The organism is Enterobacter cloacae complex sp. 309I3 (assembly GCF_050031595.1).
Lineage (GTDB): Bacteria > Pseudomonadota > Gammaproteobacteria > Enterobacterales > Enterobacteriaceae > Enterobacter > Enterobacter cloacae.
In genome coordinates this window covers 1,404,902-1,430,322 of sequence record NZ_JBLGWI010000001.1, presented here as the reverse complement: position 1 = coordinate 1,430,322, position 25,421 = coordinate 1,404,902, and the positions used below count along the sequence as shown (strand labels likewise).

The following is a 25,421-nucleotide window of genomic DNA, read 5'->3' as shown; positions in this document are numbered from 1 at the left end:
TTACAGATACGGCGACCAGGCAGGGGATTTTACCTGTCCATCAGTTGCCGGAATACGCGCTTTGAAACGCCCATCTGTAGAAACCAGATTCAGCACAGATCCCATCCCCTGAGAAGAGCTGTAGATTACCATAGTGCCGTTAGGTGCCAGACTTGGCGTTTCATCCAGGAACGTTGACGACAGAACTTGGACGCCACCCGCTACCAGATCTTGTTTGGCAATGTGCTGCTGCCCACCGTTGGAGCTGACCATTACCATAAATTTACCATCGCTGCTCACATCTGCGTTCTGGTTCTGAGAGCCTTCCCAGGTGATACGCTGCGGAGCCCCGCCGTTGATGTTCACTTTATAGATTTGTGGACGGCCTGCCTGGTCAGAGGTAAACGCCAGGTTCTGGCTGTCCGGGAACCATGATGGTTCCGTGTTGTTGCTGCGACCATCCGTCACCTGACGGATCTGACCAGAACCAATGTCCATCACGTACAGGTTCAGGCTACCGGTTTTGGACAGCGCAAAGGCCAGCTTAGAGCCGTCCGGCGAGAACGAAGGCGCACCGTTGTGACGTGGGAACGACGCCACCTGACGAACAGCACCGTTAGCCAGCGTCTGGATAACCAGCGCAGAACGACCGCTTTCGAAGGTCACGTAGGCCAGTTTAGATCCGTCCGGAGACCAGGCTGGAGACATCAGTGGCTGAGAAGAGCGTTTCACCAGGAACTGGTTGTAACCGTCGTAGTCAGAGACGCGCAGCTCATACGGGAACTGGCCGCCGTTGGTCTGTACCACATAGGCGATACGGGTACGGAACGCACCTTTAATACCGGTCAGTTTTTCGAATACCGCATCGCTGGCAGCGTGAGCCGCATAGCGCAGGTACTGTTTAGTGACCTTGTAAGAGTTCTGAGCCAGAACGGTACCCGGTGCACCACCGGTATCCACTAGCTGCCAGGCCACGTTGTAAGAGCCGTCCGGGTTAGGGGTAACCTGACCCACAACCACGGCATCAATGCCCAGTGCAGACCACGCGGCAGGCTGAACTTCCTGCGCGCTACCCGGCTGCTGAGGCAGACGAGAACGATCTAACGGGTTGAATTTACCGCTGTTACGCAGGTCAGCTGCCACGATGCCGCCGGCATCTTCAGGCGCCGCACCAGGGCCAGCCCACTGGAATGAAACTACACCGATTGGGCGTGCCGAGTCCACCCCCTGGGTGATCTCGATACGTACTTCTGCGTGCAGTACAGCTGCCCACAGCATTAAGAAACTAAATGCTACACGTAATGCCTGCTTCATCATATCTCCCTTATCTGGGTAACCTTACCCACGATAATTTAGCAGAATGTTAACAAACCCAAATAGACAAAACTACTAAACCCTGTGACTAAACCTGGTCTATTTTTCCCCGTTTGCACGGGGAAAATGTAACTTAAGGTTTGAAGTCCAGCGGTGCATTTTTAAAGACTTCGTAGACTGCCTGAGACGGTGGTTTAGGCATCTTCGCCTGACGTGCTGCAGCCTGAGCTGCAGTACACAAAGCGGGATCCCCACCTTCAGACTTAATATCAAGAAGCATGCCGTCCGGCGCCAGTTTTATACGCAGCGTACACGTTTTACCGGTATAGGAAGACGCATCATAGAATCGGCTTTCGATAGCGGATTTAATCTGCGCAGCATAGCCATTGATTTCAGCCCCTGTCGCACCGTTACTCTTAGTGTTACCACTTCCTGTCGGTGCTGCGTTGTTTCCTTTCGCCCCACCGCCTGTTTTCGGCGCATTCTTACCGGAACTGAGATCGCCCAGCAGATCGTCAACGCCCGCAGCGGCAGCGGCTTTCTCTGCAGCAGCCTTTTTCGCTGCAGCTTTTTCAGCAGCCGCTTTTTTATCGGCAGCAGCCTTCTCAGCTGCAGCTTTTTTGTCGGCAGCCGCTTTCTCGGCGGCAGCTTTCTTCTCCGCAGCCGCTTTTTCAGCAGCGGCGGCTTTTTCTGCGGCAGCTTTCTCGGCAGCAGCGGCTTTCTTAGCAGCCTCGGCAGCTGCTTTCTTCTCGGCTTCCTGAGCCGCTTTTTTCGCGGCTTCTGCTTCCGCTTTCTTCTGAGCATCAGCGGCGGCTTTTTTCGCGGCTTCTGCTTCCGCTTTCTTCTGAGCATCAGCGGCGGCTTTCTTCGCGGCTTCCGCTTCCGCTTTCTTCTGGGCGTCGGCAGCGGCTTTCTTCGCCGCTTCTGCCGCTAATTTCGCCTGGGCATCAGCCTGTGCTTTGGCATCCGCTGCGGCTTTCGCTGCCGCCTCTTCCGCCTGCTTTTGCTGTTCCTGGGCTTTCTTCGCGGCCTCTTCGGCTTGCTTCTGCTGTTCTGCCTGCTCTTTCGCGGCTTCCTGCGCCTGCAAACGTTCTTTCTCAAGCTGCTTCAGACGTTCCTGCTCGGCGGCCTGCTTTTCACGCAGTTCCTCCGCTTGCTGTTGCGCCTGTTTTTCTCGCTGCTCTTCAGCCCGTTTTGCACTCGCCTGCTGCTGTTGCTGACGGTTATAGTTCTGCACGACCGCACCGGGATCCACCATGACGGCGTCGATAGAAGAACCGCCACCGCCGCCTGATGCATCAATATGCTCGTCGAACGAACTCCAGATCAGCCCTGCAAAAAGGATCACATGCAGCACTGCGGAGACGATTATCGCTCGCTTAAGCTTGTCGTTCTGTTCGGTTGCTTTTGACACTATCGGTTCCCAAAAACTACGCGGATGATCAAATAGGCTGAGTCATTAAGCCGACAGACTTAACACCCGCACTATGTAGCAAGTTCAGCGCTTTAATAATTTCATCGTAAGGCACGTCTTTCGCACCACCGATTAAGAAGACCGTTTTCGGATTTGACTCCAGGCGTCGTTGCGCTTCAGCAATCACCTGCTCCGGCGGTAGCTGATCCATACGATCTTTCTCTACCACGACGCTGTATTGCCCTACGCCGGAAACCTCAATGATGACCGGAGGATCGTCATTGGTGCTTACCGCCTGTGATTCTGTCGCATCCGGCAGATCAACTTCCACGCTCTGGGTAATGATGGGCGCTGTCGCCATAAAGATCAGCAGCAACACCAGCAGTACGTCCAGCAGCGGAACGATATTGATTTCGGACTTGAGCTCGCGACGACCTCGTCCACGCGATCTGGCCATGGTTTACCCCTTGTTGCTCTCGGTGCTGGTAAACGCCTGACGGTGCAGAATCGCGGTGAACTCTTCCATGAAGTTGTCGTAGTTCAGTTCCAGTTTATTCACGCGCTGGTTCAGACGGTTGTAAGCCATAACCGCCGGGATTGCCGCAAACAGACCGATAGCGGTTGCAATCAGTGCTTCTGCAATACCCGGTGCAACCATCTGCAACGTCGCCTGCTTCACTGCGCCCAGCGCGATAAAGGCGTGCATGATCCCCCACACCGTACCAAACAGGCCGATATACGGGCTGATGGAACCCACCGTTCCCAGGAAGGGAATGTGCGTTTCAAGATTTTCCAGCTCGCGGTTCATGGAGATACGCATCGCACGCGAGGCCCCTTCCACCACCGCTTCAGGTGCATGGCTGTTCGCGCGATGCAGACGGGCAAACTCTTTGAATCCGCTGTAGAAAATTTGTTCGGAGCCAGCGAGACTGTCGCGACGACCCTGACTTTCCTGATACAGACGGGACAGTTCGATACCCGACCAGAACTTGTCTTCAAACGCTTCCGCTTCACGGCCAGCCGCATTGAGAATACGCGTTCTCTGGATGATGATGGCCCAGGATGCGATTGAAAAACCAATCAAAATCAGCATGATAAGTTTAACCAGAAGGCTTGCCTTCAGGAACAAATCAAGGATATTCATGTCAGTCACTGCTTAAACTCCGCGACAATAGACTTAGGAAGCGCACGAGGCTTCATTATGGTTGGATCAACACAGACAATCAGTACTTCAGCTGAGTTCAGTACGGTGTTCTCTGCATTGACTATCCGCTGCGTGAAAACCAGCGAGGTTCCGCGCATTGATGTAATTTCAGTTTGGACTTCGAGCATATCGTCGAGTCTGGCAGGCGCAAAATACTCAAGCGTCATCTTGCGTACCACAAAGGCAACTCGCTCAGCCAACAGTACCTGTTGACTAAAGTGATGATGGCGCAGCATCTCTGTGCGTGCCCGTTCATAAAAAGCAACGTAGCTGGCGTGGTAAACCACACCACCGGCATCGGTATCTTCGTAATAGACACGAACCGGCCATCGAAACAGCGTTGTATTCACTTTACATCCCGGTAATGCAACAAAAGTTTATGCTTTAAACTTCGCTACTATACGCGCGGGAATGATGGTTTGGAATGGGAGAAAGTAAACGGAGAGTAAATTTTTATGGGCTCGGGTAAGCCCATATGGTTAACGGACATTTCTTATTCAGAAGAAGAAGAAAATCAATCCAGCAAGCAGCACGATATCGGCAATAAGCGGGCAGAAAATGCCCTGCCAGTGAATCGCTTTCGGACGAAAGCCTACGCCGTGGATCACACCTGCGCACACCGCCCACATAATGAGAAAGCCGTGCCAGATCTCAAGCTCGCTGGTCTTCGCTGCAAAACGCGAAGGGTCCCAGAAGATACACCCTGCCAGCAGTAATGCCATCACTAAAGAAAGCGCCCGTAACGGGCGCTTATCCATTACCGCATATAACGTTGCGATAATCTTCATTAGTGTTTTTCTTCACCCGCTTTGGTCGCTTCAACGTGCTCAAGCGCCAGGGCAGTGATGACACCAAAAGCACAGGCAAGAAGCGTCCCTAAAATCCATGCGAAATACCACATATTCAGCTCCTTACTTAGTACATAGAGTGGGTGTTGCTTTCGATATGTTCTTTAGTGATACGACCGAACATTTTCCAGTAACACCAGATGGTGTAGGCCAGAACAATCGGAACGAACACGCAAGCAACATAAGTCATTAAGTTCAGCGTCATATGGCTGGAGGTTGCATCCCACATGGTCAGGCTAGCATTCAGCATGGTGCTGGATGGCATCACGAATGGGAACATAGCGATACCTGCAGTCAGGATGATGCACGCCAGCGTCAGTGATGAGAACACGAACGCCAGAGCGCCTTTTTCCAGACGAGACGTCAGAACCGTCAGCAGCGGCAGCAACACACCCAACGCCGGAATAGCCCACAGCACAGGCATCGCGTTGAAGTTCACCAGCCATGCACCGGCCTCACGCGCCACTTCTTTGGTCAGCGGGTTAGACGGCGCGACGTGGTTAATGGCAGACGTCACCACGTAACCATCAATACCGTAGACCACCCAAACACCTGCCAGCGCGAAGCAGACCAGTGTGATCAGGGCAGCAACCTGAGCCGTTGCACGAGAACGCAGATGCAGCTCACCAACAGTACGCATCTGCAGATAGGTTGCGCCCTGGGTGATGATCATCGCCACACTGACTACGCCTGCCAGCAGACCAAACGGATTCAGCAGCTGGAAGAAGTTACCGGTGTAGTAAAGACGCATGTACTCGTCCATGTGGAACGGTACACCCTGCAGCAGGTTACCGAATGCCACACCAATCACCAGCGGTGGAACGAAGCTACCAATGAAGATGCCCCAGTCCCACATGTTACGCCAGCGGGTGTCTTCAATCTTGGAACGGTAGTCGAAACCGACCGGACGGAAGAATAAAGACGCCAGAACCAGAATCATCGCCACGTAGAAACCGGAGAACGCAGCCGCGTAAACCATCGGCCAGGCAGCAAACAGCGCGCCGCCTGCGGTGATCAGCCACACCTGGTTACCGTCCCAGTGCGGGGCGATGGAGTTGATCATGATTCGACGCTCGGTGTCATTACGACCGAGGAAACGGGTGAGCATCCCCACCCCCATGTCGAAACCATCCGTGACAGCAAAACCGATCAGCAGAACACCGATCAACAGCCACCAGATAAAACGCAATACTTCATAATCGATCATTTGATGACTCCTGTCTTAGCGTGCCGGCTGAGTAGTCACACCGGACTGCTCGTAGTGATAGCGACCGGTTTTCAGGCTGCTTGGGCCAAGGCGCGCGAACTTGAACATCAGGAACAGTTCAGCTACCAGGAACAGGGTGTAGAGACCACAGATCAGCAGCATTGAGAAGATCAGATCGCCTGCTGTCAGCGAGGAGTTGGCCACCGCCGTTGGCAGCACCTCACCAATCGCCCATGGCTGACGTCCATACTCCGCAACAAACCAGCCGGACTCAATTGCGATCCACGGCAGCGGGATAGCATACAGCGCCGTACGCAGCAGCCATTTTTTCTCGCCGATGCGGTTACGAATCACAGACCAGAAGGACGCCGCAATGATCAGCAGCATGATGATGCCGCAGCCTACCATGATGCGGAATGCAAAGTAGAGTGGCGCTACGCGTGGAATAGAGTCTTTGGTTGCCATCTGGATCTGCGCTTCCGTCGCGTCGGAGACGTTCGGGGTATAGCGTTTCAGCAGCAGACCGTAGCCCAGATCTTTCTTCACGTCGTTGAATTGGTCACGAACGGCCTGGTCGATAGAACCGGCACGCAGCTGTTCCAGCAGAGCGTAGGCTTTCATACCGTTACGGATACGGCCTTCGTGCTGCTCCATTAGCTCTTTCAGCCCCGTCACCTGTTTGTCAACAGAACGGGTGGCGATGATACCCAGCGCATAAGGAATTTGAATGGCGAAGCGGTTTTCCTGGGCGTCCTGGTCCGGAATACCGAACAGGGTAAAGGCAGCCGGGGCCGGTTGGGTTTCCCATTCAGCTTCGATTGCGGCGAGCTTGGTTTTCTGTACGTCACCCATTTCATAACCGGATTCATCACCCAGCACGATAACGGAGAGGATGGCAGCCATACCGAAGCTTGCAGCGATAGCAAAGGAACGTTTAGCGAAGGCGAAGTCACGACCACGCAGCATATAGTAGGAGCTGATGCCCAGAATGAACATCGCGCCGCACACATAGCCAGAGGCCACGGTGTGGACGAATTTAACCTGAGCAACCGGGTTCAGGACCAGCTCGGCAAAGCTGACCATCTCCATACGCATGGTTTCGAAGTTGAAATCAGACGCAATCGGGTTCTGCATCCAGCCGTTTGCCACCAGGATCCACAGCGCGGACAGGTTAGACCCTAATGCCACCAGCCAGGTCACCGCCATATGCTGGACTTTGCCCAGACGGTCCCAGCCGAAGAAGAACAGACCTACAAAGGTGGATTCGAGGAAGAAGGCCATCAGACCTTCAATGGCCAGCGGCGCACCGAAGATATCCCCTACATAGTGGGAATAATATGACCAGTTAGTCCCGAACTGGAACTCCATGGTCAAACCGGTAGCCACGCCCAGTGCGAAGTTGATACCAAACAACTTGCCCCAGAACTTGGTCATATCTTTATAAATCTGTTTGCCGGACAGAACGTATACCGTTTCCATGATGGCCAGCAGGAACGCCATACCGAGCGTCAGCGGCACAAACAGGAAGTGGTACATCGCGGTCAAGGCAAACTGTAAGCGCGACAGTTCGACTACGTCTAACATTATGACTCCTTGCTCATCGCATGAAGACTCCGAGAGTGAACCCCAGGAAAAGGATCCACACGCATGCCCCAATACAAAGTTATCTGCTCCCCTTCTTCGTTGCCTATTCTCTACAGAATGAAAAAGCAGTGATGAAAGGTTACAAATACGTTAATAAAAAACTCAAATTGGTCCCGCAAATATAATACGCTGCAAAACCCTTACAATAAACAGGTTTTTATTGAATCATATTTACGTTTTTCGACGGCGATCAATTTATAGCAAAATTACCACTTTTCGACCATTTTGATCGGGGACAATTTAGCGCTTTTAAGCACCTTTTTCCAAGGATTAAACTTTGATTTAAATCAAAAACAACGACCGATGTTAACTATGTTTAAACGCGGTAAGAATGGTAAAAACCATGTTAACGATATGTGCATACAAAGCTGTGATTGGTTATCGAAGAAGGGAAAAAATATAAACAGAAGTGATTTTAATTAACGCAAAAGAAAAACACCTTTTAGACGCGGGGCAATCCTTAAAGCGTAGTCGGGCCAGGTTATTTTTCCAGAGTTTGACTGCAACCCTTCGAAATTACATTTAATTTACTTTTCGCGCTCTATAAGTTAACACCGTAGCGTGACTATTTAATGAAAAAAGGCTGCACTTGGCAGCCTTTTTTCGTTTTTCAGGCAAGAAGAATGCTAAAGGTTCGTGACTGCCCCGGTCTGAACGTGCCGGTAATCCCCTGCTCTTCACGATCATCCAGTAACCGTTCATTCAGGTCCGTTTCGCCGCACCGTTTCAACGCCGGGTTAACGGATAACGTCGTCTCGCAGACGCTGGACTCCGAAGGGTTGAACAGGCGAAGAATAAGTTCATCCCGATCTTCCGCTTTTTTGAGCGCGCTGAGCACGCATCCCGTCGGGGAAAGCGCCAGCAGACTGTAACTTTCCGGCATGGTGAACGACGCACGGTTTAATTTCATCGCATCCCAGGGGATCTTGTTATAGCACTGCACCGGCGTTAACCACGCCTTAGCCTGCTGCGCGACGCCCGTGCTTTCAGGGGTGCCACTGAAACTGAACAGGCTAAAACGGCAGGTTAACGGACCACGCATCTGGGAATCCGGGACGGGCATCTTGATCCCCGAAGGTCTGCCAGGGCGCAACAGCAAATCTTCTTTTCCGAGTAACCCCACGCCGCGCAGCAGAGTCAGCGCAAAGGCTTTTTTGGTATCGCCCACCACTTCAAATTCACGTAATCCTTCTGTAAACAGCGCAAGCCCGTTTCGCTTTTCCTGCAGCACGGCATAGTTGAGCAAATTCCAGACAGGAACGGGCGCTTCTTTCCAGCCCTCTTCCTGCCAGCGTTGCATCGCAGCGTCCTGCACGGGGCGAGTCATGGTGCCAAACTGCGTATCCGCGAGCACGTGCTGAGTCGTAAACGGTGTGGGGATCAGCACCCGAACGCGGTGGTCATCCGCCTGGTTATCCAGACGCACCGCCACATCAATACGTCTGCTGTTGTGGCTGAGCGTAATGTCAAATGCCACATCAAGAGAACCCTTTCGCTGACGTGCAGCGCGTTCAGAAAGGTTTGCCGGTACAGCAATACGGTGGCGGATCACCGCCCTGCTCTGCCAGGCTTCGTGTATGACGTCAACCTGATGCTCGCCCTGTGCTGAAGTGAGTCTCCACTCTTCCCGTGAAGGCGAGTAGTCGTACTCATCGCCATCATCCGAACTCTCTTCAATCTCCAGTACCCGGTCGTAAATCAGGCCGGTTTCTTTGTCGCGCAGACGCAGCGTACCGTCGTCGTTTATATCAATCTGCCAGAAAGCGTTTTCCAGTAAGGCACCGGTGTTTTGCGCCGGAGAGAGCACCTTTCCGGCTACGTGCGGTTCTATAAACAGCGTACGGTAGCCCATCGACGGCAGGATCTGGCTGAGCTGGATATCAAACTCCATAAACGGTTCGTAGTTACCGTAATGGACAATCTGCCGGTCAATGAGACCAGGGTCGAGCTCGCGCGCGCTGCGAATGAAATACGGGATCTCGTTGCCTTTCTCATCACGCAGACGAAACTGGCTGGCGCGCAGCCGAATCGTGGTGTTCATCACCTCTTCACGCGGCCAGGGCATCAGGTTGAACATCACCAGCTTATCGGCGTCGGATTGCGGCATGTTGTCGACAATCTTGCGCATATAGAAGCGCACCAGGTTGTCTGCCATGTCCTCCGCCAGCTCAAAGCGGGAAACAATCTCGCGATGCACCTTGTCGCTGCAGCAGCAACCGATGCTGTCATGGGCGTGATTCTTGAGGATCTCTTTCCACATTTTCTCCAGCAGACCGTGGTGATAGTCGAAACCGAGAGTCCAGGCAAGCGTCGCCAGCGGCTCAAGCACGTTGACGATTTTATTCTCGATACGCGCATGGGCGATTTTAATGTCCATTCGCGTGGAGCCGATTGTCCGGTGCACACGCATGTATTTCCCGTCGATAAACTCCCCTTTCAGCGTCGCCAGTTCATCGCGCCGCGCCTCAATATGGTCAAACACCTCCTCGAAGCGGCTCATCACAAACTGACGTTGCGGATAGATTTCACGAAGCTTCTCCATCACCGCAAAAAGGTTCTGCTGCAACGGCATCTGGTCGTGGCCGTTGGGCAGCAAAATCTCTTTGGTGACAGAGGCGTTTTCCAGGACCTCGAAATAACTGTCGAGCCGTTTTCGTAGCCCGGCCTCATCCTCAGGTAAGTACTTACCAATCGCATAGCCCAACGGCAGCACCTGTGCCGTCACTTCACTGCCGTCCTGGCTCTGCCAGAGAAATTCGGTTTTATCGGTACCGTGTCGTTCAGAACAGCCGCGCCAGAACATCGTGCGGGTAATGCCAAAGCCGTTATAAATATGCGGAAGCTGGCCTGACATCCCAAACGAATCCGGCAGATAACCGATCATCATCGGCTCGCCGAACGCCATACAGTCGCGAATACCGTACATCAGGTTGCGGACAATCGACTCGCCGCTGACGATCGTGGTATCGGTCTGGGTATACCACGGGCCGATAATCAGTTTTCCGCGCTCGACAAGTGCCTTCACCCGCGAGCGGTTTTCGGGCTTGACGGCAAAGTAATCCTCCAGCACTGCCGTCTGTCCGTCGAGAACGTAATATTTATAGGCCTCGTCCTGCTCCAGACGGGTCAGGATCTCTTCCATATTATTGACCAGAAGAATACGCGACTCTTCGGTGGTGAAGTACCACTCACGGTCCCAGTGCATATGCGGCGTGATATGAACGCGAGATACAGCTTTCATCTTCGTTTCCTGTGTTGTGCGTTTTACGGTATGGCGTCTTCAGTGATGTATTTGCCCGTTTTGACCGCCTGACGTCGCCAGAGCAGCAGAATAAATGTGGAGATAGCGGTCCCCACCAGCGCCGCACCAAACCAGCCTGCCGCTGCAACCACACCGCTCAGCCCTGCATCATGAAGTAAAAAGAGCGAGAAAATGCCTGCGCCCGGCGTGGACAGGCCGATCCCCATCGCGCCAACAATCGCCCCTGTCACCATGGAGCCCAGCACAAATGAGCCAATGACGCGGAGGGGATCTTCAATCGCCATCGGTATCGCCCCTTCGGTAATGCCCGCGAGGCCAAGCAGCCACGTTGATTTGCCGGTTTCAATTTCAAACGGTTTAAACAATCTCGGCGCCAGCATCGTTGACGCCGTCACGGTAAAGGCCGAGACCATCTTGACGGAGGCGAAAATCGCATAGGGGCCATACACCCCGTTGGCCATCGCCCCGAGGCAGAACGCGTAGGAGGCTTTGTTAACCGGCCCGCCCAAATCGAACGAACACATAAAGCCAAGGATCGCGCCCAGGAGCAGCGCATTCGCGCCAGAAAGACCATTGAGCCAGGCGGTGAGCGCGTTGTTTATCCAGGCCACCGGTTCGCCGATCACAAACAGCATCAGGCTGCCTGCGCCCAGCACGCCAATAACCGGATAAAGATAAAAGGTTAAGAAGCCGTTGAAGCGGCTACTGAGGCGAATGTGATTTTTCACCCAGCGCATCAGGTAGCCCGCAATCAGCCCGCCTGCGATGGCCCCCAGAAAACCGGAACCAATCATATTGGCAGCCAGACCGGCAGCGAAACCCGGCGTCAGCGCCGGTTTATCCGCCAGTGAATAAGCGGTATACGCCGCCAGAACGGGAACCATCAGCATGCCAAGCATGCCGCCGCCAAGCTTGCGGTACATCCACAGCCACGAATTTTCCTGATCGAACAAGTGCTGCAGCTCCAGGGTTTGCGCCAGCAATACCGACACGGCCAGCACTGTACCGCCAGCAACAATCAACGGCACCGCAAAGGAGATGCCGCTCAGGAGCGCCTGTTTGAGCTCGGTTTTGACACTCTTTTTAGTTTCGGTATCGACGGTCGCATGACGCGCAGCGTCGGCAGGCTTTAACGCCAGCGCACGTTCTATTAACGCTTCAGCATGGCGTAGTGGCTCCGCAACGGGTACGGAAACGGTGGGGATCCCCGCAAAGCGTTCACTCTCTTTGATCGCCACTTCTGCGGCAAAGATACATGCTCTGGCCTCCTGCAGTTGCTGCGACGTGAGGCGTCCCTCAATGCCGTTCGCCCCCTGCTTTTCCACCACCACGTTGACGCCCATCCTGCGTCCCGCTTTTTCCAGGTACTCCGCCGCCATATAGGTGTGGGCAATCCCGGCCGGGCAGGCGGTAACGCAGACAATAGTCGGGGCACTCTCCTGGATGGCGTCGGCCTGCTCCCCGGGTGCGGCGTCCAGCGCGGTCAGCACACCTTCTGCCGTGGTCGCCGCCATTACGCGGGCCCTGAGATCGTCATCCGCCAGGCGAGACGTGAGCGCCGTTAACACCTCAATATGCGTTGATCCGGCTTCCGCCGGAGGGATCGCGAGCAGGAAAATGAGCGTGACCTCTTCCGGCCCGTCCACCCCTTCCCATTCCAGCGGCTCGCACAGCGTTGCGACGGCAAATGCCGCCTCTTTTACCGTGGCCGATTTGCCATGGGGGACAGCCAGCCCCTCACCCAGCGCGGTTGGGCCAAGCGATTCCCGTTGAAAAACGTCCACCAGAAAAGCCTCGGCGTCAGTGATTTTGCCCAGCGCCTCCAGCCGCATCGCGAGCTGACGTATTGCCTCATCACGGCGGGTAAACTGCGCCTGAACGCAGACAGCACGCGGATCGGTCAGGGTCGTCAGGTTCATAGAGATCCTCACAGTTGCATCGTTATAGTCTGCGGAGGATTGTGGCAGAGCGGATAATACATTTATGTGATCATTTTCACTAACATCAACATTTGTATTTAATTTGTATTATTTACAAATCATTAGTTGAATGCATAATTCTCAGAAAAGGTATTAATCAGGCGCAATAAAATGGGCAATAAACCGCGATACCGGCAGATAGCGGATGTCTTCCGCGAAAAAATTAACGCCGGAGAATTAAAACCGGGTGACGCGCTACCAACGGAATCCAGCCTTCAGGAGGCGTTTAGCGTCAGCCGCGTCACCGTCCGGCAGGCCCTGAAACTGCTTGCCGACGAACAGATCATCGAAAGCATCCAGGGCAGTGGTTCATATGTAAAAGAGGAGCGGGTCAATTACGACATTTACCAGCTCACCGGCTTTTACGAAAAACTGGCGGATCGCAACGTTGATACGCACAGCGACGTTAAAATTTTTGAAGTGGTAAAAGCCGATACAAGACTCGCGGCTACGCTGGCAATTGGCGAGGATGATAAGGTCTGGCACGTCAAGCGCGTACGCTTCATCAAGCAGAAGCCGGTAAACCTGGAAGAAACCTGGATGCCGCTGGCGATGTTCCCCGACCTCACCTGGGAAGTGATGGAAAAGTCGAAATACCACTACGTTGAACAGATCAAAAAGCTGGTCATCGATCGCAGTGAACAGGAGCTGGTGCCGGTCATGCCCTCAGAAGAGGCAATTGCCGCGCTGGCGCTCGATCCGGCAAAACCGATCCTGGAAAAAGTCTCCCGCGGTTTCCTGAAAGATGGCCGGGTTTTCGAATACAGCCGCAACGTGTTCAATACCGACGATTACAAATTCACCCTCGTGGCGAAACGCAGGCAATAAAAAAGGCCGCTTTACAGCGGCCAACCATGTCGAAACGGACATTTTTTATTTCAACGCGCCCCTTTCAGGGCGCAGAGAGGACTTACTTAATGATGGATTTCAGTGCTTCGCCGATATCCGCCAGGCTGCGAACGGTCTTCACGCCTGCGGCTTCCAGCGCTGCGAATTTCTCATCAGCCGTACCTTTACCACCGGCGATAATCGCGCCTGCGTGACCCATACGCTTACCTTTCGGCGCCGTCACACCCGCGATGTAACCGACTACTGGCTTGGTTACGTGTTCTTTGATGTAAGCAGCCGCTTCTTCTTCCGCGCTACCACCGATCTCACCGATCATGACGATCGCTTCGGTCTGTGGATCTTCCTGGAATAGCTTCAGGATGTCGATGAAGTTAGAGCCTGGGATTGGGTCACCGCCGATGCCCACACAGGTGGACTGGCCGAAGCCGTAGTCGGTGGTCTGCTTAACCGCTTCATAGGTCAGCGTACCGGAACGGGAAACGATACCCACTTTGCCCGGCTTGTGAATGTGACCTGGCATGATGCCGATTTTGCATTCGCCTGGGGTGATCACGCCTGGGCAGTTCGGGCCGATCATGCGCACGCCCGCTTCGTCCAGCTTCACTTTCACGGTCAGCATATCCAGCGTCGGGATACCTTCAGTGATGGTGATGATCAGTTTGATGCCTGCGTCGATCGCTTCCAGAATGGAGTCTTTGCAGAACGGTGCCGGAACGTAGATAACGGTCGCGGTTGCGCCCGTCGCTTCTACGGCTTCACGCACGGTGTTGAACACCGGCAGGCCCAGGTGTGTGGTGCCACCTTTACCTGGTGTTACACCGCCAACCATCTGCGTACCGTAGGCAATCGCCTGCTCGGAGTGGAAAGTCCCCTGGCTACCGGTGAAGCCCTGGCAGATAACCTTGGTATCTTTATTGATTAAAACTGACATTATTTCCCCTCCACTGCGGCAACAACCTGCTGAGCTGCATCCGTCAGACTTTTCGCTGCAATAATATTCAGGCCGCTGTCAGCCAGTTTTTTCGCGCCGAGTTCAGCGTTGTTACCTTCAAGACGCACAACAACCGGAACGTTAACGCCCACTTCTTCTACCGCGCCGATGATGCCGTCTGCGATCAGGTCGCAACGTACGATACCGCCGAAGATGTTCACCAGAACGGCTTTCACGTTGTCGTCAGAGAGAATGATTTTGAACGCTTCGGTTACGCGCTCTTTGGTTGCGCCACCGCCTACGTCGAGGAAGTTCGCTGGCTCGCCGCCGTGCAGCTTAACGATGTCCATGGTGCCCATCGCCAGGCCCGCACCGTTAACCATGCAGCCGATGTTGCCATCCAGCGCCACGTAGTTCAGTTCCCACTGAGCAGCCTGTGCTTCACGCGGGTCTTCCTGAGACTGGTCACGCATTTCGCGCAGATCTGGCTGGCGGAACAGGGCATTGCCGTCAGCACCCAGTTTGCCATCGAGGCAGATCAGATCGCCCTGAGTGGTGATCACCAGCGGGTTGATCTCGATCAGCGCCAGATCGCGCTCCAGGAAGATGGTCGCCAGACCCATAAAGATCTTGGTGAACTGCTGAACCAGCTTGCCTTCCAGACCCAGTTTGAACGCCAGTTCACGGCCCTGGTAAGGCATTGGACCTGCCAGTGGATCGATAGCCACTTTATGGATCAGGTGTGGCGTCTCTTCTGCCACTTTTTCGATTTCCACGCCGCCTTCGGTAGACGCCATGAACACCACGCGGCGTGAGCTACGGTCTACCACCGCGCCCAGATACAGCTCTTTCGCGATGTCGGTTGCCGCTTCAACCAGGATCTGGTTGACTGGCTGGCCGTTCGCATCTGTCTGGTAAGTGACCAGACGCTTGCCGAGCCAATGTTCAGCAAATGCACGAATTTCTTCTTTGCTCTTAACAACCTTCACACCGCCCGCTTTACCACGGCCACCAGCGTGAACCTGACATTTAACTACCCACGGGCCGGAACCGATTTTAGATGCGGCTTCTTCTGCTTCACGCGGGGTAGTACAGGCATAACCCACCGGAGCCGGTAAGCCATACCGGGCAAACAGCTGTTTGGCCTGATATTCATGTAAGTTCATGTGTTCTATCCATCCTTCAGGGTAATCGTTATCTTCAAACCTGCAGGCCGGTGCAAGGCGTATCCGGCCTACAGGGCAGGTGATGCTAAAAGGGACTAGACGTCCAGCAGCAGACGCGTTGGATCTTCCAGCAGCTCTTTAATCGCTACCAGGAAGCCCACGGACTCGCGGCCGTCGATCAGACGGTGATCGTAAGAGAGCGCCAGATACATCATTGGCAGGATCTCCACTTTACCGTCTACCGCCATCGGACGATCTTTAATGGCGTGCATACCCAGGATCGCGCTCTGCGGCGGGTTGATGATCGGGGTAGACATCAGCGAGCCAAATACGCCGCCGTTGGTAATGGTGAAGTTACCGCCGGTCAGGTCGTCTACGGTCAGCTTGCCGTCGCGGCCTTTCACGGCCAGCTCTTTAATATTTTTCTCGATGTCGGCCATACCCAGGGTATCCACATCACGCAGAACCGGAGTCACCAGACCACGTGGCGTAGACACCGCCATGCTGACGTCGAAATAGTTGTGGTAAACCACGTCATCACCATCGATGGACGCGTTCACTTCCGGGTAGCGTTTCAGTGCTTCAACAACCGCTTTCACGTAGAAGGACATAAAGCCCAGACGGATACCGTGACGTTTTTCAAACGCGTCACCGTACTGCTTACGCAGGTCCATGATTGGCTTCATGTTCACTTCGTTGAAGGTGGTCAGCATCGCGGTGGAGTTTTTCGCTTCCAGCAGACGCTCTGCCACACGCTTACGCAGGCGAGTCATTGGCACGCGTTTTTCACTGCGCGCACCCAGAGCAGGCTGTGCTGCTGGGGCTGCCACAGGGGCTTTCGCTTCTGCCTGAGAAGGCGCTTTCGCCAGGTGTTTGTCGATGTCTTCACGGGTCAGACGACCGCCTACACCGGTACCTTTGATGGCTGCCGGGTCAAGGCTGTGTTCAGCCAGCAGGCGACGGATCGCCGGGCTGAGCGCGTCGTTGGTCTGTTCTTCCAGAGAAGCCTGCTGGCGCTGAGCCGGCGTAGAGGCTTTCTCTTCAGACTTCGCGCTGGACTCTTTGCCCGCGCTGTTGCCTTCACGCAGGCGACCCAGGATCTGGCGAGAGGTTACGGTGGTGCCTTCGTCTTCCAGCACCGCGTCCAGAACGCCATCCGCCGAAGCCGGTACTTCCAGTACCACTTTGTCAGTTTCGATTTCTACCAGCACTTCATCGCGCTTAACGGCATCGCCTGGTTTTTTATGCCAGGTAGCGACGGTCGCATCTGCTACAGATTCAGGCAGGTCGGGAACAAGAATATCTACGCTACTCATTATGTATCCTTTAATTAATCGACGTTCAGCGCGTCATTGACCAGATCTTGTTGCTGCTTCTGGTGAACGGACATATACCCTACCGCCGGAGAGGCGGAGGCCGGGCGACCTGCATAACGCAGAGCAGACCCAAATGGAATCACTTCACGGAAATGATGCTGGCTGCAGTACCATGCGCCCTGGTTGAGCGGCTCTTCCTGGCACCAGACAAAATCATGTACGTGAGCGTACGGTTTCAGCGCTTCCTGCACCGCCTGGTGCGGGAATGGATAAAGCTGTTCGATACGCACGATGGCGACATCTTTCTGATCGTTCTTACGGCGCTGTTCCAGCAGGTCGTAATAAACCTTACCAGAACACATCACCACACGCTTCACAGCCTGCGGATCCAGTTCATCAATCTCACCGATGGCAGGCAGGAAGGTGCCATTCGCCAGCTCATCCAGGCTGGACACCGCCAGTGGGTGACGCAGCAGGGATTTTGGTGACATGACCACCAGCGGACGGCGCATACCGCGCAGCGCCTGACGACGCAGCATGTGGTAAACCTGAGCCGGGGTGGACGGTACGCAAACCTGCATGTTCTGCTCAGCGCAGAGCTGCAGATAACGTTCCAGGCGCGCGGAGGAGTGCTCAGGACCCTGGCCTTCATAACCATGTGGCAGGAGCATCACCAGGCCACACATACGGCCCCATTTCTGTTCGCCAGAAGAGATGAACTGGTCGATAACCACCTGAGCACCGTTGGCGAAGTCACCGAACTGCGCTTCCCAGATGGTCAGCGTACGCGGCTCTGCGGTAGCGTAACCGTATTCGAAGGCCAGCACCGCTTCTTCAGAGAGCACGGAGTCCCAGACCTTGAACTGGCCCTGACCGTTGTGCACGTGCTGCAGCGGGGTGTAGGTTGAACCGTTAGACTGGTTGTGAACTACCGCGTGGCGGTGGAAGAAGGTGCCACGGCCCGCATCTTCACCGGACAGACGAACAGGAATACCTTCATCAACCAGCGTCGCGTAAGCCAGCGTTTCTGCACCGCCCCAGTCGAACAGCTTCTCACCTGCCGCCATAGACTGACGGTCAGCATAAATTTTTGCCACGCGAGACTGCATCTCGATGGCGTCTGGCACGGTGCTGATGCGTTTAGCCAGCTCCTGCAGGCGCTTCATCTCGACCTTGTTCGGGTAGCTCTCATCCCACTCGTGGTTGAGGTACGGCGACCAGGTAAAGGAGTGCATGTTCATCGGACGCAGCTCTTTAACCACGCACTCACCCGCATCCAGCGCGTCGCGGTAGAGGTTGACCATTTCGGTCGCATCTTCCAGCGTCGCCACTTTTTCGCTTTCCAGCTTGTCAGCGTAGATTTTGCGCGGCGTCGGGTGTTTTTTGATTTTCTGGTACATCAACGGCTGGGTTGCACTTGGCTCGTCGGCTTCGTTGTGGCCGTGACGGCGGTAGCAGAACAGATCGATGAACACATCGCGTTTGAAGGTGTTACGGAAGTCCAGCGCCAGACGGGTCACGAAGGCGACCGCTTCCGGGTCATCCGCGTTAACGTGGAAGATTGGCGCCTGTACCATCTTGCCGATGTCGGTGCAGTAAGGGGTTGAACGCGCATCCAGTGGGTTAGACGTTGTGAAGCCCACCTGGTTGTTGATGACGATACGAACGGTACCGCCCACTTCATAACCACGCGCTTTGGACATGTTCAGGGTTTCCTGAACCACGCCCTGCCCTGTGACCGCCGCATCACCGTGAATGGTAATTGGCAGCACTTTGTTGCTGCTTGGCTCGTCCAGACGATCCAGACGCGCACGCACGGAACCGATAACTACCGGGCTGACGATCTCCAGGTGCGACGGGTTAAACGCCAGCGCCAGGTGAACCAGACCGCCTTCGGTTTCGATATCAGACGAGAAGCCCATGTGGTACTTCACGTCACCGGTGCCGAGATGTTCTTTATGTTTGCCCGCGAATTCGTCGAACAGGTCCTGCGGTTTTTTACCCAGCACGTTGACCAGCACGTTCAGACGACCACGGTGCGCCATGCCCAGTACCACTTCACGGGTACCGCTCTTGCCTGCATGACGAATCAGCTCTTTCAGCATTGGCACTAACGCATCGCCGCCTTCCAGCGAGAAGCGTTTTGCGCCCGGGAACTTCGCGCCCAGATAGCGCTCAAGCCCTTCCGCTGCGGTCAGTTCGTTCAGGAAGCGTTTTTTCTCGTCAGCCGAGAAGGTCGCGTGGCCCGCTACGGATTCGATACGCTGCTGGATCCAGCGTTTCTCTTCGGTAGAAGTGATATGCATGTATTCCGCGCCGATGGAGCCGCAGTAGGTTTGCTTGAGGGCGTCGATCAGATCGCCCAGCTTCATCGTGTCTTTACCGATGGCAAAAGAACCTACGTTAAAGCTTTCCTGGAAATCGGCCTCGGTCAGATCGTGATACGCCGGATCGAGATCCGCCACACGGTCTTGTTTCCACAGTCCCAGCGGATCGAGATTCGCATGCTGGTGACCGCGGAAGCGATAAGCGTTAATAAGCTGCAGGACTTTAACCTGCTTCGCGTTGGTGTCAGGGTCGGAAATCGCAGAAGAGTAACGTGAGGCATCCTTCGCCAGACGACGGAAATAATCACGTGTTTTGGAATGGAATTGATCCGGTTTGACTCCCGTGCCAGGCAACTGCTGGAACATGGAACGCCAGTTTGCGTCCACTGAGTCAGGATCGGTTAAGAAGTCTTCATAGAGCTGTTCTATCCAGCTCTGGTTGGCACCAGAGAGGTAAGAAGAGTCCAGCCAGGCTTTCATTGCGCCGTTCTGCATCGTGATCCCTTAAGCATTTTTATGCTTACTTTCGCCGTAGAAACTACCACGCACACCGCGTGTACGTGCCGGGGTTCACCTGCGAGCTCTTTTACTTTGGCCCGCGAAGGAACCTTTAGAAACTGTCTAGACTTCAGGGCAGTTTTTAAAGGTTTCTGCAATCTATCCCCTCTCCCTTTGGGAGAGGGTTAGGGTGAGGGGGAACAGCGCCCCCTCTCACTACTTACTTACGCACTGCGCTGCAGCAGCATCGACTTAATATGGCCGATGGCGCGCGTCGGGTTCAGCCCCTTCGGACACACACTGACGCAGTTCATGATGCTATGGCAGCGGAATACGCTGAAAGCGTCACTTAAACCTTCCAGACGACTATCGGTTTCGGTGTCGCGGCTATCGATCAGGAAGCGATAGGCAGCCAGCAGACCGGCCGGGCCGATGAACTTGTCCGGGTTCCACCAGAACGACGGGCACGACGTTGAACAACATGCACAGAGAATACACTCATACAAGCCGTCGAGTTTTTCACGCTGCTCAGGAGACTGTAAATGCTCACGAGCGGGTGGATTTTGCCCATTATTCAATAAGTAAGGTTTAATCTTCTCATATTGTGCATAGAATTGCCCCATGTCTACCACCAAATCACGCACGACCGGCAGGCCTGGCAGAGGACGGATAACAATTTTCTGGCCCGGGCGTTGCAACGCGGAAATTGGCGTGATGCAGGCCAGACCATTTTTGCCGTTCATGTTGACGCCGTCAGAGCCACACACCCCTTCACGGCAGGAGCGACGGAACGACAGTGTCGGATCTTTTTCTTTCAGCTGGATTAACGCATCCAGCAGCATCATGTCACGACCTTCTTCCGCTTCCAGCGTGTAATCCTGCATGCGCGGAGCATCATCTACATCCGGGTTATAACGATAAACTGAGAATTCGAGTTTCATTGTCCTGTCTCCGCATTAGTAAGTACGAATCTTCGGCGGGAACGCCGGACGCAGTTTCGGTTCCATGTTCACCTGACGGCGCGTCATGGTTTCCGACTCTGGCAGATACAGGGAATGGCACAGCCAGTTTTCATCGTCACGATCCGGGAAGTCGAAGCGGCTATGCGCGCCACGGCTTTCGGTACGGAAGTTGGCCGACATCGCGGTTGCGAACGCGGTTTCCATCAGGTTATCCAGCTCAAGACACTCAACGCGCTGGGTGTTGAACTCGCTGGAAGTATCATCCAGACGGGCGTTTTTCAGGCGCTCGCGGATCGCTTTCAGTTGCTCAAGACCTTTCGCCATCGCGTCACCTTCACGGAATACCGAGAAGTTGTGCTGCATACATTCCTGCAGCGCTTTGCGGATTTCCACCGGATCTTCACCGTTACGGTTACCGTTCCAGCGGTTCAGACGCTCAAGCGATGCATCAATTTCGTCGTCGGTCGCGTCACGCAGCGCGCCCTGTTCGGCAATGGATTCCTGCAGGTGCAGACCCACCGCACGACCAAACACCACTAGGTCCAGCAGGGAGTTCCCCCCCAGACGGTTGGCACCGTGTACGGACACGCAGGCAATTTCGCCTACCGCGAACAGGCCTGGGATGACCACATCTTCGCCCTGCTCGTTCACGGTCAATGCCTGACCGGTCACTTTGGTCGGAATACCGCCCATCATGTAGTGGCAGGTAGGAATAACCGGAATTGGCTCTTTCACCGGGTCGACGTGGGCGAAGGTACGGGACAGCTCCAGAATACCCGGCAGACGGGATTCCAGTACCTCTTTACCCAGGTGGTCGAGTTTCAGCTTGGCGTGTGGACCCCATGGGCCATCACAGCCGCGACCTTCACGGATTTCGATCATGATGGAACGCGCCACCACATCACGACCCGCCAGGTCTTTCGCATTCGGGGCATAGCGTTCCATGAAACGTTCGCCGTGTTTGTTCAGCAGGTAACCGCCTTCACCACGGCAGCCTTCTGTCACCAGAACACCCGCACCGGCGATACCGGTTGGGTGGAACTGCCACATCTCCATATCCTGCACCGGCACGCCAGCGCGAATAGCCATCCCAACGCCGTCACCGGTATTGATGTGGGCGTTAGTGGTGGACTGGTAAATACGCCCTGCACCGCCGGTCGCCAGCACGGTTGCGCGCGCTTTGAAGTAGACCACTTCACCGGTTTCAATGCACAGCGCAGTACAACCGACAATCGCGCCATCGGCATTTTTCACCAGATCCAGCGCATACCACTCGGAGAAGATAGTAGTGTGGTTTTTCAGGTTCTGCTGATACAGAGTATGCAGTAGCGCGTGACCGGTACGGTCAGCCGCTGCCGCGGTACGTGCCGCCTGCTCGCCGCCGAAGTTTTTCGACTGGCCGCCAAACGGACGTTGATAGATGGTGCCATTTTCCAGACGGGAGAACGGCAGACCCATATGATCCAGCTCCAGAATCGCTTCCGGGCCAGTCTTACACATATATTCGATGGCATCCTGGTCGCCGATGTAGTCGGACCCTTTTACCGTGTCGTACATGTGCCATTCCCAGTTATCTTCATGGGAGTTACCCAGCGCAACGGTAATACCGCCCTGCGCAGATACCGTGTGGGAACGGGTCGGGAATACTTTAGAGAGCAGCGCACAGGTCTGGCCGCTCTGGGAAATTTGCAGCGCGGCGCGCATACCTGCGCCACCCGCACCAATCACAACAGCATCAAATTCTCTGACTGGCAGTTTCATTACACACCCCACACCACAACGAATCCATAAATAACGTAAACCACCAGTGCAACGACAATGGCCAGCTGCAGAGGAAGGCGAATCGCCAGCGGTTTAACGTAATCGGTCAACACCTGCCACATGCCAATCCAGGCATGAATAAGAATGGAGAACAGCGCCAGCAGGGTGAACACTTTGGTGAAGGCAGATCCGAAGAACCCACTCCAGATTTCCCACGTCAGCGTGCCGCTGGTCGCGAAGAAACCGATCATATAGATGATGTAGAGGGTGAGAACGATGGCGGTAGCACGGACCAGAATGAAGTCATGTACGCCGTTGCGTCCTAATGCGGAGGCGTTGCTTACCATACGAGAACTCCTGCGAGAAGTGAAAGCACGACTGTAATCACAAATGAAATGTTAGCGGAACGTTTCCCGGCTTCGAAAGTCTCTTCCAGGTAACCAAAGTCCATCAGCATATGGCGAACACCCACCACAACGTGGTACGCCAGTGCGGTCAGAATGCCCCACATGATGAATTTCACGAAGAAGCTGTTCATGATGGCAGAGGCCTGGAGGAATCCTTCAGGAGAAGAGAGGCTGGTGCCCAGTAACCACAGCAGAATGCCTACCGCCACAAACGTAATCACACCCGATACACGGTGCAGAATGGACGCTATTGCTGTTACGGGGAACCGGATCGTTTTGAGATCCAGATTGACAGGTCTTTGTTTTTTCACATTTCTTATCATGAATAACGCCCACATGCTGTTCTTATTGTTTCCTTCCTCCGGACTGCGATGCGGGTCAGACAGCGTTCCTTTTCTATAACTGCGCGTCATGCAAAACATTGCTTCCAAATGCTAAAACGACACGTTACAACGCTGGGTGGCTCGGGATTGCAGGGTGTTCCGGAGACCTGGCGGCAGTATAGGCCGTTCACAAAATCATTACAATTAACCTACATACAGTTTGTCGGGTTTTCTCTGGAACAGTGATCAGGGTCACGATAACAACATCTTTTTAATTTTTAATCATCTGATTTGACAAATGTTAAACAATATTGTTACAAACGTCATCAGAAAAGGCATATAATGCGCAAAAGTTATGAGGTCTCTCTTTCACCTGACAAATAGTTATGTAACAGTGTGATGGTATTGACCGAAGTTATCAGGACAGTTATTAGTGATATACAGGTTTGAAAAATTCGGACTGCAAAAACGCTGATTTGCTGTTGTTTCACTGATATTTCATTCGTTTACCTGCAAGGCGCCATAGCTCTGTACCCTGGTTTGTCCTCGTGAGCTGAGCGGTAAGCCAAATAACAATCTGGTAACGGTGATTAACAGCTGAAAGCAAATCCGGTAAAGCGCAGTCTTAAGCATAAGGCGCTAAGGAGACCGTAAATGGCTGATACAAAGGCAAAACTCACCCTCAACGGTGGTGATGTTATTGAACTGGATGTGCTAAAAGGCACGCTCGGTCAGGATGTTATTGATATCCGTACGCTGGGTTCCAAAGGAGTGTTCACCTTTGACCCTGGATTTACCTCTACCGCATCTTGCGAATCCAAAATCACCTACATTGACGGTGACGAAGGTATCCTGCTCCATCGCGGCTTCCCCATCGATCAGTTAGCCACAGAATCCAACTATCTGGAAGTGTGCTACATCCTGCTGAACGGCGAAAAGCCGACGCAGGCTCAGTATGATGAATTCAAAACCACCGTCACCCGTCACACCATGATCCATGAGCAGATTACCCGTCTGTTCCATGCGTTCCGTCGTGACTCTCACCCGATGGCGGTGATGTGCGGGATTACCGGTGCGCTGGCGGCGTTCTACCACGACTCCCTTGACGTGAATAACCCACGCCACCGCGATATCGCAGCGTTCCGCCTGCTGTCCAAAATGCCAACCATGGCAGCGATGTGCTACAAATACTCCATCGGTCAGCCGTTCGTATATCCACGCAACGACCTCTCCTATGCCGGTAACTTCCTGCGCATGATGTTCTCCACGCCGTGCGAAGAGTACGAAGTGAACCCGGTGCTGGAACGCGCGATGGACCGTATTCTGATCCTGCACGCTGACCACGAACAGAACGCCTCTACCTCCACCGTCCGTACCGCAGGCTCTTCAGGCGCGAACCCGTTCGCCTGTATCGCTGCGGGCATCGCCTCCCTGTGGGGACCGGCGCACGGCGGCGCGAACGAAGCTGCACTGAAGATGCTGGAAGAGATCAGCACCGTTGAGCACATTCCTGAATTCGTGCGCCGCGCGAAAGACAAGAATGACTCCTTCCGTCTGATGGGCTTCGGTCACCGTGTGTACAAAAACTACGACCCACGTGCAACCGTGATGCGTGAAACCTGCCACGAAGTGCTGAAAGAGCTGGGCACCAAAGACGATCTGCTGGAAGTGGCGATGGAGCTGGAACACATCGCGCTGAACGACCCGTACTTCATCGAGAAGAAACTCTACCCGAACGTAGACTTCTACTCTGGCATTATTCTGAAAGCGATGGGCATTCCGTCATCCATGTTCACCGTCATCTTCGCCATGGCACGTACCGTGGGCTGGATTGCGCACTGGAACGAAATGCACAGCGAAGGCATGAAAATCGCCCGTCCTCGTCAGCTGTATACCGGCTACGAGCAGCGTGATTTTAAGTCTGATCTTAAGCGCTAAAAGACGTGGGTGCGGCCTGATGCCCTCACCCCGACCCTCTCCCACCGGGAGAGGGTGAAAACATTAAAAACGGTAACCTGAGGGTTACCGTT

Annotated in this window: 21 protein-coding genes; 2 read left to right on the top strand and 19 right to left on the bottom strand. The window is 54.3% G+C overall.

Annotation, left to right across the window (positions count from 1 at the left end; genetic code table 11):
• From tolB to mngA, 11 genes are all read right to left on the bottom strand, one after another.
• The gene (gene tolB, locus ACQG22_RS06670) at nucleotides 1-1,293 is read right to left on the bottom strand and encodes a Tol-Pal system beta propeller repeat protein TolB (RefSeq protein WP_369706446.1); all 1,293 of its coding nucleotides are present in this window, start codon (nucleotides 1,291-1,293) and stop codon (nucleotides 1-3) included.
• Nucleotides 1,294-1,426: 133 nt separating this feature from the next.
• A complete protein-coding gene (gene tolA / locus ACQG22_RS06665) occupies nucleotides 1,427-2,707 on the bottom strand; it encodes a cell envelope integrity protein TolA (RefSeq protein WP_102751686.1) in 1,281 nt (426 codons plus the stop codon).
• Between the two features lie 28 nt (nucleotides 2,708-2,735).
• On the bottom strand, nucleotides 2,736-3,164 hold the full coding sequence (tolR, locus tag ACQG22_RS06660; RefSeq protein WP_003858589.1) for a colicin uptake protein TolR: 429 nt from the start codon (nucleotides 3,162-3,164) through the stop codon (nucleotides 2,736-2,738).
• Nucleotides 3,165-3,167: 3 nt separating this feature from the next.
• Nucleotides 3,168-3,860: a Tol-Pal system protein TolQ gene (tolQ, locus tag ACQG22_RS06655; RefSeq protein ID WP_013097532.1), complete on the bottom strand. Its 693-nt coding sequence runs from the start codon at nucleotides 3,858-3,860 to the stop codon at nucleotides 3,168-3,170.
• Nucleotides 3,857-4,261: a tol-pal system-associated acyl-CoA thioesterase gene (gene ybgC / locus ACQG22_RS06650; protein ID WP_003858593.1), complete on the bottom strand. Its 405-nt coding sequence runs from the start codon at nucleotides 4,259-4,261 to the stop codon at nucleotides 3,857-3,859. Before ybgC ends, tolQ begins: the two co-directional genes overlap by 4 nt.
• Before the next feature lie 147 nt (nucleotides 4,262-4,408).
• Nucleotides 4,409-4,699, bottom strand: coding sequence for a cyd operon protein YbgE (gene ybgE / locus ACQG22_RS06645; RefSeq protein WP_013097534.1), 291 nt, complete (start codon nucleotides 4,697-4,699; stop codon nucleotides 4,409-4,411).
• Nucleotides 4,699-4,812 (bottom strand): cytochrome bd-I oxidase subunit CydX, encoded by a 114-nt coding sequence (cydX, locus tag ACQG22_RS06640; RefSeq protein WP_003858598.1) that lies wholly within the window; start codon nucleotides 4,810-4,812, stop codon nucleotides 4,699-4,701. The genes ybgE and cydX overlap by 1 nt, the downstream gene beginning before the upstream one ends.
• A 14-nt stretch (nucleotides 4,813-4,826) precedes the next feature.
• Complete coding sequence (gene cydB, locus ACQG22_RS06635; protein ID WP_013097535.1) at nucleotides 4,827-5,966, bottom strand: cytochrome d ubiquinol oxidase subunit II; 1,140 nt, start codon at nucleotides 5,964-5,966, stop codon at nucleotides 4,827-4,829.
• A gap of 15 nt (nucleotides 5,967-5,981) precedes the next feature.
• On the bottom strand, nucleotides 5,982-7,550 hold the full coding sequence (gene cydA, locus ACQG22_RS06630) for a cytochrome ubiquinol oxidase subunit I (protein ID WP_369706369.1): 1,569 nt from the start codon (nucleotides 7,548-7,550) through the stop codon (nucleotides 5,982-5,984).
• 670 nt (nucleotides 7,551-8,220) lie between these two features.
• Entirely contained in the window at nucleotides 8,221-10,851 is a 2,631-nt protein-coding gene (mngB, locus tag ACQG22_RS06625) for a mannosylglycerate hydrolase (protein ID WP_350362585.1), read from the bottom strand.
• 23 nt (nucleotides 10,852-10,874) lie between these two features.
• The gene (gene mngA, locus ACQG22_RS06620; RefSeq protein WP_148790822.1) at nucleotides 10,875-12,791 is read right to left on the bottom strand and encodes a PTS 2-O-a-mannosyl-D-glycerate transporter subunit IIABC; all 1,917 of its coding nucleotides are present in this window, start codon (nucleotides 12,789-12,791) and stop codon (nucleotides 10,875-10,877) included.
• 171 nt (nucleotides 12,792-12,962) lie between these two features.
• Here mngA and ACQG22_RS06615 point away from each other — a divergent pair, with 171 nt between their 5' ends.
• A complete protein-coding gene (locus ACQG22_RS06615; RefSeq protein ID WP_013097539.1) occupies nucleotides 12,963-13,679 on the top strand; it encodes a GntR family transcriptional regulator in 717 nt (238 codons plus the stop codon).
• Nucleotides 13,680-13,761: 82 nt separating this feature from the next.
• Here the strand turns inward: ACQG22_RS06615 and sucD are convergent, their stop codons facing one another.
• The 8 genes from sucD to sdhC all read right to left on the bottom strand — a co-directional run bounded on the left by sucD (nucleotide 13,762) and on the right by sdhC (nucleotide 23,406).
• Nucleotides 13,762-14,631, bottom strand: a complete 870-nt coding sequence (gene sucD, locus ACQG22_RS06610; RefSeq protein ID WP_008501094.1) for a succinate--CoA ligase subunit alpha — start codon at nucleotides 14,629-14,631, stop codon at nucleotides 13,762-13,764.
• Nucleotides 14,631-15,797, bottom strand: coding sequence for an ADP-forming succinate--CoA ligase subunit beta (gene sucC / locus ACQG22_RS06605; protein WP_006809579.1), 1,167 nt, complete (start codon nucleotides 15,795-15,797; stop codon nucleotides 14,631-14,633). Before sucC ends, sucD begins: the two co-directional genes overlap by 1 nt.
• A 95-nt stretch (nucleotides 15,798-15,892) precedes the next feature.
• On the bottom strand, nucleotides 15,893-17,113 hold the full coding sequence (gene odhB / locus ACQG22_RS06600) for a 2-oxoglutarate dehydrogenase complex dihydrolipoyllysine-residue succinyltransferase (protein WP_095439893.1): 1,221 nt from the start codon (nucleotides 17,111-17,113) through the stop codon (nucleotides 15,893-15,895).
• 14 nt (nucleotides 17,114-17,127) lie between these two features.
• On the bottom strand, nucleotides 17,128-19,935 hold the full coding sequence (gene sucA, locus ACQG22_RS06595) for a 2-oxoglutarate dehydrogenase E1 component (protein ID WP_023622290.1): 2,808 nt from the start codon (nucleotides 19,933-19,935) through the stop codon (nucleotides 17,128-17,130).
• A 227-nt stretch (nucleotides 19,936-20,162) separates the two neighbouring features.
• Complete coding sequence (sdhB, locus tag ACQG22_RS06590) at nucleotides 20,163-20,879, bottom strand: succinate dehydrogenase iron-sulfur subunit SdhB (protein ID WP_008501090.1); 717 nt, start codon at nucleotides 20,877-20,879, stop codon at nucleotides 20,163-20,165.
• 15 nt (nucleotides 20,880-20,894) lie between these two features.
• On the bottom strand, nucleotides 20,895-22,661 hold the full coding sequence (sdhA, locus tag ACQG22_RS06585) for a succinate dehydrogenase flavoprotein subunit (RefSeq protein ID WP_014831113.1): 1,767 nt from the start codon (nucleotides 22,659-22,661) through the stop codon (nucleotides 20,895-20,897).
• The gene (gene sdhD / locus ACQG22_RS06580; protein ID WP_008501088.1) at nucleotides 22,661-23,008 is read right to left on the bottom strand and encodes a succinate dehydrogenase membrane anchor subunit; all 348 of its coding nucleotides are present in this window, start codon (nucleotides 23,006-23,008) and stop codon (nucleotides 22,661-22,663) included. Before sdhD ends, sdhA begins: the two co-directional genes overlap by 1 nt.
• Nucleotides 23,002-23,406 carry a succinate dehydrogenase cytochrome b556 subunit gene (sdhC, locus tag ACQG22_RS06575; RefSeq protein ID WP_020684965.1) on the bottom strand — a complete coding sequence of 135 codons (405 nt, stop codon included), beginning with the start codon at nucleotides 23,404-23,406 and terminating at the stop codon, nucleotides 23,002-23,004. Before sdhC ends, sdhD begins: the two co-directional genes overlap by 7 nt.
• 639 nt (nucleotides 23,407-24,045) lie before the next feature.
• On the opposite strand from sdhC, the gene ACQG22_RS06570 reads away from it, so the two are divergent.
• Nucleotides 24,046-25,329, top strand: coding sequence for a citrate synthase (locus tag ACQG22_RS06570; RefSeq protein WP_369706368.1), 1,284 nt, complete (start codon nucleotides 24,046-24,048; stop codon nucleotides 25,327-25,329).
• The last annotated feature ends 92 nt before the right edge of the window (nucleotides 25,330-25,421 follow it).

What these genes read in the sequence shown, in the direction of transcription:
- tolR (WP_003858589.1), bottom strand. Translation starts at nt 3,164, where the DNA reads ATGGCCAGATCGCGTGGACGAGGTCGTCGCGAGCTCAAGTCCGAAATC.
- cydB (WP_013097535.1), bottom strand. Translation starts at nt 5,966, where the DNA reads ATGATCGATTATGAAGTATTGCGTTTTATCTGGTGGCTGTTGATCGGT.
- cydA (WP_369706369.1), bottom strand. Translation starts at nt 7,550, where the DNA reads ATGTTAGACGTAGTCGAACTGTCGCGCTTACAGTTTGCCTTGACCGCG.
- sdhB (WP_008501090.1), bottom strand. Translation starts at nt 20,879, where the DNA reads ATGAAACTCGAATTCTCAGTTTATCGTTATAACCCGGATGTAGATGAT.
- sdhC (WP_020684965.1), bottom strand. Translation starts at nt 23,406, where the DNA reads ATGTGGGCGTTATTCATGATAAGAAATGTGAAAAAACAAAGACCTGTC.
- sdhA (WP_014831113.1), bottom strand. Translation starts at nt 22,661, where the DNA reads ATGAAACTGCCAGTCAGAGAATTTGATGCTGTTGTGATTGGTGCGGGT.
- mngB (WP_350362585.1), bottom strand. Translation starts at nt 10,851, where the DNA reads ATGAAAGCTGTATCTCGCGTTCATATCACGCCGCATATGCACTGGGAC.
- sucC (WP_006809579.1), bottom strand. Translation starts at nt 15,797, where the DNA reads ATGAACTTACATGAATATCAGGCCAAACAGCTGTTTGCCCGGTATGGC.
- ybgE (WP_013097534.1), bottom strand. Translation starts at nt 4,699, where the DNA reads ATGAAGATTATCGCAACGTTATATGCGGTAATGGATAAGCGCCCGTTA.
- ACQG22_RS06570 (WP_369706368.1), top strand. Translation starts at nt 24,046, where the DNA reads ATGGCTGATACAAAGGCAAAACTCACCCTCAACGGTGGTGATGTTATT.
- mngA (WP_148790822.1), bottom strand. Translation starts at nt 12,791, where the DNA reads ATGAACCTGACGACCCTGACCGATCCGCGTGCTGTCTGCGTTCAGGCG.
- cydX (WP_003858598.1), bottom strand. Translation starts at nt 4,812, where the DNA reads ATGTGGTATTTCGCATGGATTTTAGGGACGCTTCTTGCCTGTGCTTTT.
- sdhD (WP_008501088.1), bottom strand. Translation starts at nt 23,008, where the DNA reads ATGGTAAGCAACGCCTCCGCATTAGGACGCAACGGCGTACATGACTTC.
- ACQG22_RS06615 (WP_013097539.1), top strand. Translation starts at nt 12,963, where the DNA reads ATGGGCAATAAACCGCGATACCGGCAGATAGCGGATGTCTTCCGCGAA.
- sucD (WP_008501094.1), bottom strand. Translation starts at nt 14,631, where the DNA reads ATGTCAGTTTTAATCAATAAAGATACCAAGGTTATCTGCCAGGGCTTC.
- sucA (WP_023622290.1), bottom strand. Translation starts at nt 19,935, where the DNA reads ATGCAGAACGGCGCAATGAAAGCCTGGCTGGACTCTTCTTACCTCTCT.
- odhB (WP_095439893.1), bottom strand. Translation starts at nt 17,113, where the DNA reads ATGAGTAGCGTAGATATTCTTGTTCCCGACCTGCCTGAATCTGTAGCA.
- tolB (WP_369706446.1), bottom strand. Translation starts at nt 1,293, where the DNA reads ATGAAGCAGGCATTACGTGTAGCATTTAGTTTCTTAATGCTGTGGGCA.